We start from the raw sequence: 9364 nt of genomic DNA, 5'->3' as shown, positions 1-9364 counted from the left end.
CAAGAGGTGAGTGACATAGGGCGGGCGGGTGTCGGAGGACCGGCGGGGGGGGGAAGAGAAACAAACCGGCGGGGGCTTGCCACGCAAGTGTGGGAAGAAACAAAGAGATACAAACCGCATCAGTGAGAACAAAAACACAGCCGCAAGGGTGCGACCCCATCGAGGGGGAAAACCGCCGATATCCTAACGGTGTCGCGTTCATGGACGGGCAGTACCTCCCGATGTCGGAGGCAAAGGTCTCGGTCCTGGACTGGGGCTTTCTTCATTCCGACGCAACTTACGACACCGTCCATGTCTGGGAAGGCCGCTTCTTCCGGCTCGACCTCCATCTTGATCGCTTCTTCAGGGGGATGGAGCGACTTCGCATGAAGCTTCCGTACAGCCGCGAGGAAATAGAGAAGATTCTCGCGAACTGCGTCGCTCTTTCGGGCCATAAGTCGTCTTACGTCGAAATGATCTGCACGCGCGGCGGCTCAGCAACATTTAGCCGCGACCCGCGTGAGGCGGAGAATCGGTTCATCGCCTTCGCCGTGCCGTTCGGCTCCGTCGCGAACAAGGAACAGCTCGAGCGCGGACTGCATGTCGCTGTGAGCGACACCGTGAGGATTCCTCCAAACTCGGTCGATCCATCGATCAAGAACTACCATTGGCTCGATCTCGTGAAAGGACTCTTCGACGCCTACGACTTAGGCGCCGAGACCGCGCTTATAATGGATACCAACGGTAACATCGCCGAAGGACCGGGGTTCAACGTCTTCACGGTTAAAGACGGCAAGCTTAAGACGCCGGCCTTCGGAGTTCTTCCTGGCATCACGCGACAGACTGTGTTCGACCTATGCAGGCAAACTGAGCTCGGCGTTACCGCCGCGGACCTAACGCGCGACGAGCTGAAGCAGGCCGACGAGGTGTTTATTACGTCGACTGCCGGAGGCATCATGCCGGTTACCCAAGTCGACGGATTGGCTATCGGAGATGGGAGGGTTGGTGACCTGACGCGCCAACTGATGGATCTGTACTGGCAGAAGCATTCTGACCCTGCTTGGTCGACCGCCGTCGCGTATCCGTGAACCAAAACCATGATCGTCGAACAGGCGGCTCCACCCGGAAAAGCGGGGGGCGCCTGTGTGTTGCAATCTCACCGGCAGAAACTTATGACAAGCGCCTTCATTTCCTACTTATCGAGCGAGTTAGAACGACTGAAATCCTCCGGACTCTACAAATCCGAACGCATCGTTACATCGATGCAGTCTTCCGAGATCGAGGTGGCGGGCGGCAGCCGGGTGTTGAACCTCTGTGCCAACAACTATCTCGGTCTCGCCGACAACGAGTATTTGCGCGAAGCCGCCAAGACTGCGTTGGACCGCTACGGTTACGGCATGGCGTCGGTGCGTTTTATCTGCGGCACGCAGGAAAAGCACAAGCAGCTTGAGGCTCGGATCTCAGCCTTCCTCGGTCTGGAGGATACGGTTCTCTACTCGTCCTGCTACGACGCGAATGGCGGCCTGTTTGAAACATTGCTCGGTGAAGAGGACGTGATCATTTCCGATGCGCTTAATCATGCATCGATCATCGACGGCGTGCGGCTTTCGAAGGCGAGGCGCTACCGTTATGCCAACAATGACATGGCGGCGTTGGAAGAGGAGCTCAAGAAGGCGGAAGGCAGCCGGTTCAAGCTGATCGCCACGGATGGCGTGTTCTCGATGGACGGGATTATCGCCAATCTCGGCGGCGTGTGCGATATCGCGGACAAATATGGTGCCATGGTCATGGTGGACGACAGCCACGCGGTGGGGTTCGTAGGCAAACACGGGCGCGGCTCGGCGGAACACTGCGGTGTCGAGGGGAGGGTGGACATCATCACCGGCACACTCGGCAAGGCATTGGGGGGAGCTTCTGGCGGCTATACGTCAGGTAAGTGCGAGCTCGTCGAGTGGCTGCGCCAACGCTCACGGCCATACCTGTTCTCGAACACCCTGATGCCGGCGATAGCAGGGGCTTCGCTTAAGGCTTTCGACATTATCGAAGGCGGCAATACCTTGCGCGAAAAGCTCTACGCCAATGCTGAGCGCTTCCGTTCAAAGATGACAAAGGCCGGTTTCACTCTCGCTGGCGCCGACCATCCCATCATCCCCGTGATGCTCGGCGACGCTTCCATCGCGCAGCAAATGGCGTCGAGGATGCTGACGCGCGGCATCTACGTTATAGGTTTCTCCTTCCCAGTCGTACCCAAGGGCCAGGCGCGCATCCGCACGCAAATGTCTGCAGGGCATTCAAGCGAAGATATCGACAGGGCGGTAGAGGCGTTCACCGAAGTTGGTAAGGAACTTGGAGTCATTCGGTAATCCGCCGAAGAGAAACAACCTGCGCGATGGTTTCCCGCCCTTTCTTGCAGATATTGGATTCGGGAGAGCTGCTTCGGCGCACGCGAGGTATGATTTGCGCACAGTGCCCAGTTGTGAACCGTTCTCAAGCGTACCCCTCAGCTTGGCTGGACCACCAAGCCGACTGCCTCGACGGCCGCGATGGCCACTGCCTCGTCGTTGTCAGAAGTGTCTCCAGTAATGCCTACCGCGCCCAGCAACGCTCCATTTGCATCACGCACGAGTACGCCGCCTGGCACAGGCACTATTCTGCCGCCAGACACGGCGTTGAGGCCAGCAACAAAATGAGGGCGCTCGGCTGACGCCTTGTCAAGCCAGCGGGAACCGAATCCGACGGCGAGCGCGCCGTAGGCCTTTCCAAAGGCGATGTCGAATCGGAGCATCGAAGCGCCATCCTGCTTCTGAAAAGCTATGAGATGACCGTCCGCATCAAGAACCCAGCCGACCAAAGTTTTTAGCTCTTTCGCGCCAGCCCTGGAGAAGGTCTCTAATGATCTCGGCCGCGCGTTCCAGGTTCAATGTTGTCATTTCTGCATTTCCTTAAGAGTTGGTGTTCCGACGTGCCTTAAGCTCCAGCCTGCGTGCATGCAGCACTGGTTCTGTATAACCGCTAGGCTGATTCCGGCCATTGAAGATCAGGTCCCGTGCGGCCTTGAAGGCGCTGGAGTTTTCAACGTCAGGCGTCATGGACATGTACAGCGGATCTCCAGCATTCTGACGGTCCACGACGGTCGCCATCCGTTTCAAAGTCTCCAATACCTGCTCGTGCGTGCAGACGTGGTGATGGATCCAGTTAGCGATATGTTGCGAGGAAATGCGGCAGGTCGCACGGTCCTCGATCAATCCAACATTGTTGATGTCGGGGATCTTGGAGCCGCCGATACCCTGGTCGATCCAGCGCACCACGTAACCGAGGATGGACTGACAGTTGTTGTCGAGCTCCTTCTGACGGCCTTCAGTGTGCAATCCAGCTTGGCAGCGATCGGCACGGTAAGGATGTCGTCAAGCCCCGCACGCTCACGCTTCTTCAGCGTGCGCCGGACAGTGCGGACGTCGACCTTGTGGTAATGCGTGGCGTGCAGTGTCGCGGCAATCGGTGAGGGCACCCACGCGGTGTTCGCTCCGGCCATCGGATGAGCGATCTTCTGCTCGAGCATGGCGGCCATTAGGTCCGGCATGGGCCACATGCCCTTCCCGATCTGCGCTCGGCCGTCAAGCCCGCAGGCGAACCCGATGTCGACGTTCCAATTTTCGTAGGCGCAGATCCACGGCGAGTCTTTCATGTCCGCTTTTCGGATCATCGGGCCGGCTTCCATCGAGGTGTGAATCTCGTCGCCGGTCCGGTCGAGGAAACCCGTGTTAATGAAGACGATGCGCTTCCTCGCCGCGCGGATGCATTCCTTGAGGTTCACCGTTGTGCGACGCTTCGTCCATGAGGCCCATCTTGATGGGATCGGGCGCCATGCCCAGTGCCTGCTCGACCCGGCTTAAAAGCTCCACCGCGAAGGCGACTTCCTCTGGCCCGTGCATCTTCGGCTTTACCGCATACATGGATCCGGCGGGCGAGTTGGCGTGGCACCCGCCCCTCCCGCCGATGTCGTGCCGCGCAATCGCTGCCGTCACCATCGCGTCCCTAATACCTTCCGGTATTTCGTCTATAAGCGCAAGCTCGCAACTGATGTCGAATACACCAGCGCGGACGGCAATCGGTTCATGCTGTGTGCCCGCTCTCTGCTCCTGGTGCGCAACGTCGGCCACCTGATGACCAATCCTGCGGTGCTCGACCGGGATGGAAGCGATATCGCCGATCTCAGTGAGAAAAGCCTTGTACTTGGCAAGGTCTTTCGGCGCGCCATTGCGGCGGTACCAATGGTCGATCTTCTCTTGAATATCTTCACGGACCCTCAGGAGTTCGCGGTTGCGGGGGCTGAGAGCGTGCACGATCGACGAAAACGACGTCCAGAAGGCGGAGTTGCCAATCCCCGTGCCGGGCAACGCCTCGTCCCGCATGAAGTCGTGGAGCTCCCGAACGACCTGCAATCCCGCGATCTCGATACGCTCCGCCGAGTGAACAGAGATTTCCATAGTTCCTCCTGCACTATGCGGTCAGCCGCATGTCGACGGGAAATTCTTTGGTTACAGCCTCAGCGATCATGGCAGCTGTCGCCGCCGACAGCGTCCATCCGAGATGTCCGTGGCCGGTGTTGTAGAACACCCCATTCAGCCGTCCTTTTCCGACCCGGGGCATCATATTGGGCGTCATGGGCCGGAGGCCTGCCCAAGGCACGACCTTGTTTGTTGTAATTCCCGGAAAGAGCGTGCGCGTCCAGTCAACGAGCGGCCGGACGCGGTCTTCCCTGATGTCGCGGTTGAGCCCGTTGAACTCGGCGGTTCCCGCCACACGAAACCGTGACATTCCTAGCCTACTGGTGACGATCTTGGCGCGGTCATCGAGAATACTCACCCACGGCGCAGAGTTCTGCGACAGCTCGTCCTCCAGATGAGCGGTTATCGAGTATCCCTTGACGGGATAGATGTTAAGCCGATCTCCAAGCATCGAGGCAAAATTCCGGCTGCTCGTGCCCGCGCAAACGACAATGCCGTCCGCCTCGATGATCTCCGAAGGAGCGCTCCCTGAAGCCATCCCTGCGGCGTAAGCAACGTGGAACCGATCACGCCTTTCCACCCGGGTTACGCTCGCATCGTACAGGAAAGTCGCCCCTTTTCGCTCACAGATCCGGGCCAGCCCTGTCGTGTACTTGTGGATGTCCCCGGTAGAATCGGACGGGGTGTAGAAGCCCCCATAAAAGGCGCCGGTGAGGGCAGGTTCAATCGACTGGATTTCCTCCGTGGTCACTGGCCTTCTGTCCAGACCGCCCTCTACCAACATCTCGTTGACCTTGGCGGCATGATCATAGCCTGACTTGTCGTAATATACATGAAGGATCCCGCGACGTACGTGATCGAAATCTATTCCCTCGCGCTCTGCGATCTCGAACATGTGCTTCCGCGCGGCGATGGCAAGCCGCGTTGTGGAAACGGTGTTTTCGCGATAACGCGAGATGTTCGAAACGAATTCCGCCAGCCAGCTGTACTTGTGCCATGTCGGGGTAGGATTCATTAGGAGGGGAGCGTCGCGATGTGTCATCCACTTGATGCCCTTGAATATGGTCGACCAGTGGTTCCAGACTTCCGCGTTGCTCGCAGAGAGTTGTCCACCGTTCGCAAAAGACGTCTCCATTGCGGCATATCGCTGCTTCTCCACGACAGTAACGTCGTGGCCCGCTTGAAGAAGGGCGTAGGCTGTCGATACGCCGGTGATGCCGGCGCCAATCACAATAATCTTGGGCATTTTCAGGCCTCCAAAAGACAAAGGGTGCAGGGAGTAAAGCCTGCGGCTGATCCCCAAATCTGTCAGTTTACCTGAGAGCTTGGCCGACGTCGCAAGGTCGGCGTTCCCCTTCGGTGGATGCTCTGGGCATCTCTCTCCAGATCGTTCGACAGGACGGTCTTCTTTGCCTGAGAGTTTCCTTGGGGGGTTGCTCCGTCGGCGTCGGCTGGCGCCGATCTCTCCCGTCTAGTCTTTTGAACATCCCATTTTTACTAGAGAGTTTTGCATCGTCACCGACAATCTCTTTTCGGAATTGAAACGTGGGGATCAAAACCACGTGCTTTTGAAATACCGTCCATTTGGACAGATAATTCGGATCCACCGATCGAGATAGACGTGCCTACTCTATGCAGCACGGCGAAACGACCTTTGATGGTGGCCTCGTTCGCTGAGAGACGGATCCGCTTGAATTTAAATGGATGCACGCCGGCATTGGGGGCGAGCTCTGGTATTTAAACGAGCACTACCCCTGCGGATGCTCCAAGATCTGTCGCGCCGCTTGCTGTGACTGCTTAAACAATGTCCTTGGTCGTCGCCCAATGGTTGAGCATGCAAGGACCCCTTTCTTTTAGTGTTTGTCTCATTAAGCTTTAACGTCGAATAGTCGCTCATTCGGGCACGACGAATGAGAACAAACGCATCAAAAGATTTTTTTTAAAACAGTTGTTGCACATCGGTCTGAAACCTGCAAAATAAATCGTAAGCCGCAAAAGGGAACCCATGGGGAGCTTATGAACATAATCTTTGACAACCCGCATTCAGCACTTGAAGGGCTTCTATTCGACGGGATGTTTATCGCGGCAGGTGGTTTTGGCCTTTGCGGCATTCCGGAGCTGTTGATCGACGCGATCCGTGAGGCTGGCACCAAGGACTTGACGATCGCCTCGAACAATTGCGGTGTCGACGACTTCGGTCTCGGCGTGCTGCTGAAGACCAAGCAGATCAGGAAGATGATCTCGTCTTATGTCGGCGAGAACGCCGAGTTCATGCGGCAGTACCTGAGCGGCGAACTGGAACTGGAGTTCAACCCGCAGGGGACGCTGGCCGAGCGTATGCGTGCCGGCGGCGCCGGCATTGCCGGGTTCTATACGAAGACAGGCGTCGGCACTGTGGTTGCCGAGGGCAAGGAACAGAAGACCTTCAACGGCGAGACCTATGTTCTCGAGACCGGGATTGTCGCGGACCTGTCGATCGTCAAGGCCTGGAAGGCGGATACATCCGGCAACCTCGTCTTCCGCAAGACGGCCCGCAACTTCAATCCGCCGGCCGCCACCTGCGGCAGGATTTGCGTCGCCGAAGTCGAGGAAATCGTGCCAGTCGGCAGCCTCGATCCCGACCATATCCACGTGCCGGGGATCTATGTGCATCGCCTGCTCCAGGGCCAGCACGAGAAACGCATCGAACAGCGCACCACGCGCGCGGCGGCTTGAAGGAAGGGGAGAGAGACATGGCCTGGGACAGGAACCAGATGGCGGCGCGGGCTGCCCGTGAACTCGAAGACGGCACTTACGTCAATCTCGGCATCGGCATTCCGACGCTGGTCGCCAATTATATTCCCGAAGGCGTCCATGTGACGCTGCAGTCGGAGAACGGCCTGCTCGGCATCGGTCCCTTTCCGACGGACGACCAGATCGATGCCGACCTGATCAATGCCGGCAAGCAGACGGTGACGGCGCTGGCGCATTCGGCCTTCTTCGACTCGGCGCAGAGCTTTGCAATGATCCGCGGCGGCAAGATCGCCATGGCAATCCTTGGCGCCATGGAAGTGTCCGAGAACGGCGACCTCGCCAACTGGATGATCCCCGGCAAACTCGTCAAGGGCATGGGCGGCGCCATGGATCTCGTTGCCGGCGTCAAGCGGGTGGTCGTCGTCATGGACCACACCAACAAGGCCGGCGAATCCAAGGTGCTGAAGGCATGCACCCTGCCGCTGACCGGACAGAGCGTCGTCGATCGGATCATCACCAATCTGGGTGTGCTCGACGTCGTCGATGGCGGACTGAAGCTGGTCGAGCTTGCTGAGGGCGTGACCGACAGCGAGATCCGCAGCGCCACCGAGGCGACCATCGTCAACTAGGCCTGCGGCTTATTGCCGAGACGCTGGAGCCGGCCTCTGCCGGCTTCGCACGGATCATAGAGGAGACCACCATGAGCACCCCATCGATCGTCATCGCCCGCGCCGCCCGCACCGCGGTCGGGTCCTTCAACGGCGCGTTCAGCAACACGCCGGCACATGAGCTCGGCGCCGCTGTCATCAAGGGCGTGCTCGAGCGCGCCGGCGTCGAGGCGGGTGAGGTCGATGAGGTGATCCTCGGCCAGGTGCTGCAGGCCGGCGAGGGCCAGAACCCGGCGCGCCAGGCGGCGATCAAGGCCGGCCTCCCGCAGGAAGCGACCGCCTGGGGCATGAACCAGCTTTGCGGCTCGGGTCTTCGCGCCGTGGCGCTCGGCATGCAGCAGATCGCATCCGGCGATGCAGACATCATTATTGCCGGCGGCATGGAGTCGATGTCGATGGCGCCGCATTGCGCACACCTGCGTGGCGGCGTGAAGATGGGCGACTTCAAGATGATCGACACGATGATCAAGGACGGCCTGACCGACGCCTTCTACGGCTACCACATGGGCATTACCGCCGAGAACGTCGCGCGCCAGTGGCAGCTCAGCCGCGAGGAGCAGGACACCTTCGCACTCGCCTCGCAGAACAAGGCGGAAGCGGCACAGAAGGCGGGACGCTTCGCCGATGAGATCGTTCCGTTCATCGTCAAGACCCGCAAGGGTGACGTCAGCGTCGACCAGGATGAATATATCCGCCATGGCGCCACGCTCGACCAGATGACCAAGCTGCGTCCGGCCTTCGACAAGCAAGGAACCGTGACCGCCGGCAACGCATCCGGCCTCAATGATGGTGCCGCCGCCCCCCTGTTGATGACCGAGGCGCAGGCTTCCAAGCGTGGCATCCAGCCGCTCGCCCGCATCATCTCCTGGGCAACCGCCGGCGTCGATCCGCAGGTCATGGGCACCGGCCCGATCCCGGCTTCGCGCAAGGCGCTGGCGAAAGCCGGCTGGGCGATCGGCGATGTCGAACTGGTCGAAGCCAACGAGGCCTTCGCCGCTCAGGCTTGCGCTGTCAACAAGGACCTCGGCTGGAATCCCGATATCGTCAACGTCAACGGTGGCGCCATTGCCATCGGTCACCCGATCGGCGCATCCGGCGCCCGCGTGCTCAACACGCTGCTCTTCGAACTGAAACGCCGCGGCGCCAAAAAGGGATTGGCGACGCTCTGCATCGGCGGCGGCATGGGTGTCGCCATGTGCGTGGAAGCGATGTGACGGGAGGGCAGTGTCATGGCCTCCGCCGAGTACCGTCTCTGTGACGTATCGCTCGACCGATCGTTCGGTGGCCGGGAGGCGAGAATTGAGCGGGAGCAAGCGCTCGCGGTCATCGACCTCTTGGAATCCAATACATTCATTCCAGTCGGTCACGACGGCGGACCTTATCGCCTCAGGATCGAAGCGGTTGACGGGCGCCTGGCACTGCATGTCGCTGCTGATCATGGCGCCCATGATGTCAGTCATTACCGGTCGCTCACGC

Annotated in this window: 7 protein-coding genes, 3 pseudogenes and 1 riboswitch; of the genes and pseudogenes, 6 read left to right on the top strand and 4 right to left on the bottom strand. The window is 59.4% G+C overall.

Translation table 11 applies throughout. From position 1 onward, the window contains the following. The first annotated feature begins 122 nt into the window (after window positions 1–122). Together C9413_RS21590 and C9413_RS21585 are read left to right on the top strand one after the other, a co-directional pair. On the top strand, window positions 123–1067 hold the full coding sequence (locus tag C9413_RS21590; RefSeq protein WP_348648791.1) for an aminotransferase class IV: 945 nt from the start codon (window positions 123–125) through the stop codon (window positions 1065–1067). 84 nt (window positions 1068–1151) lie between these two features. Beyond that, window positions 1152–2342, top strand: a complete 1191-nt coding sequence (locus C9413_RS21585; protein ID WP_040114318.1) for a glycine C-acetyltransferase — start codon at window positions 1152–1154, stop codon at window positions 2340–2342. Between the two features lie 137 nt (window positions 2343–2479). On the opposite strand, the pseudogene C9413_RS21580 reads toward C9413_RS21585, so the two are convergent. The 4 genes and pseudogenes from C9413_RS21580 to C9413_RS21570 all read right to left on the bottom strand — a co-directional run bounded on the left by C9413_RS21580 (window position 2480) and on the right by C9413_RS21570 (window position 5733). Beyond that, window positions 2480–2909, bottom strand: a pseudogene (locus C9413_RS21580) (heme-binding protein). Window positions 2910–2921: 12 nt separating this feature from the next. Then, window positions 2922–4046, bottom strand: a pseudogene (locus C9413_RS21575) (malate synthase G); the annotation flags it as partial. Between the two features lie 195 nt (window positions 4047–4241). Continuing rightward, window positions 4242–4391 (bottom strand): annotated as a pseudogene (locus C9413_RS34555) (hypothetical protein); the annotation flags it as partial. 88 nt (window positions 4392–4479) lie between these two features. Next, window positions 4480–5733: a D-amino acid dehydrogenase gene (locus tag C9413_RS21570; RefSeq protein ID WP_040114319.1), complete on the bottom strand. Its 1254-nt coding sequence runs from the start codon at window positions 5731–5733 to the stop codon at window positions 4480–4482. A 144-nt stretch (window positions 5734–5877) separates the two neighbouring features. Then, window positions 5878–5967, bottom strand: a riboswitch (glycine riboswitch). Between the two features lie 536 nt (window positions 5968–6503). Between C9413_RS21570 and C9413_RS21565 the strand changes: the two genes are divergently transcribed. From C9413_RS21565 to C9413_RS21550, 4 genes are all read left to right on the top strand, one after another. Further along, on the top strand, window positions 6504–7202 hold the full coding sequence (locus C9413_RS21565; RefSeq protein ID WP_040114320.1) for a CoA transferase subunit A: 699 nt from the start codon (window positions 6504–6506) through the stop codon (window positions 7200–7202). Window positions 7203–7219: 17 nt separating this feature from the next. Beyond that, complete coding sequence (locus tag C9413_RS21560) at window positions 7220–7849, top strand: 3-oxoacid CoA-transferase subunit B (protein ID WP_040114321.1); 630 nt, start codon at window positions 7220–7222, stop codon at window positions 7847–7849. A gap of 71 nt (window positions 7850–7920) precedes the next feature. Continuing rightward, the gene (locus C9413_RS21555; protein WP_170250884.1) at window positions 7921–9102 is read left to right on the top strand and encodes an acetyl-CoA C-acetyltransferase; all 1182 of its coding nucleotides are present in this window, start codon (window positions 7921–7923) and stop codon (window positions 9100–9102) included. Between the two features lie 15 nt (window positions 9103–9117). Then, the coding region (locus tag C9413_RS21550; RefSeq protein ID WP_210263576.1) for a UPF0262 family protein at window positions 9118–9364 on the top strand (247 nt) is incomplete at its 3' end.

This window comes from Rhizobium sp. SEMIA 4085 (genome assembly GCF_013004495.1).
In the GTDB taxonomy this organism is placed as follows: Bacteria; Pseudomonadota; Alphaproteobacteria; order Rhizobiales; family Rhizobiaceae; genus Rhizobium; species Rhizobium gallicum.
This window is presented reverse-complemented; position numbering and strand designations above follow the sequence as displayed.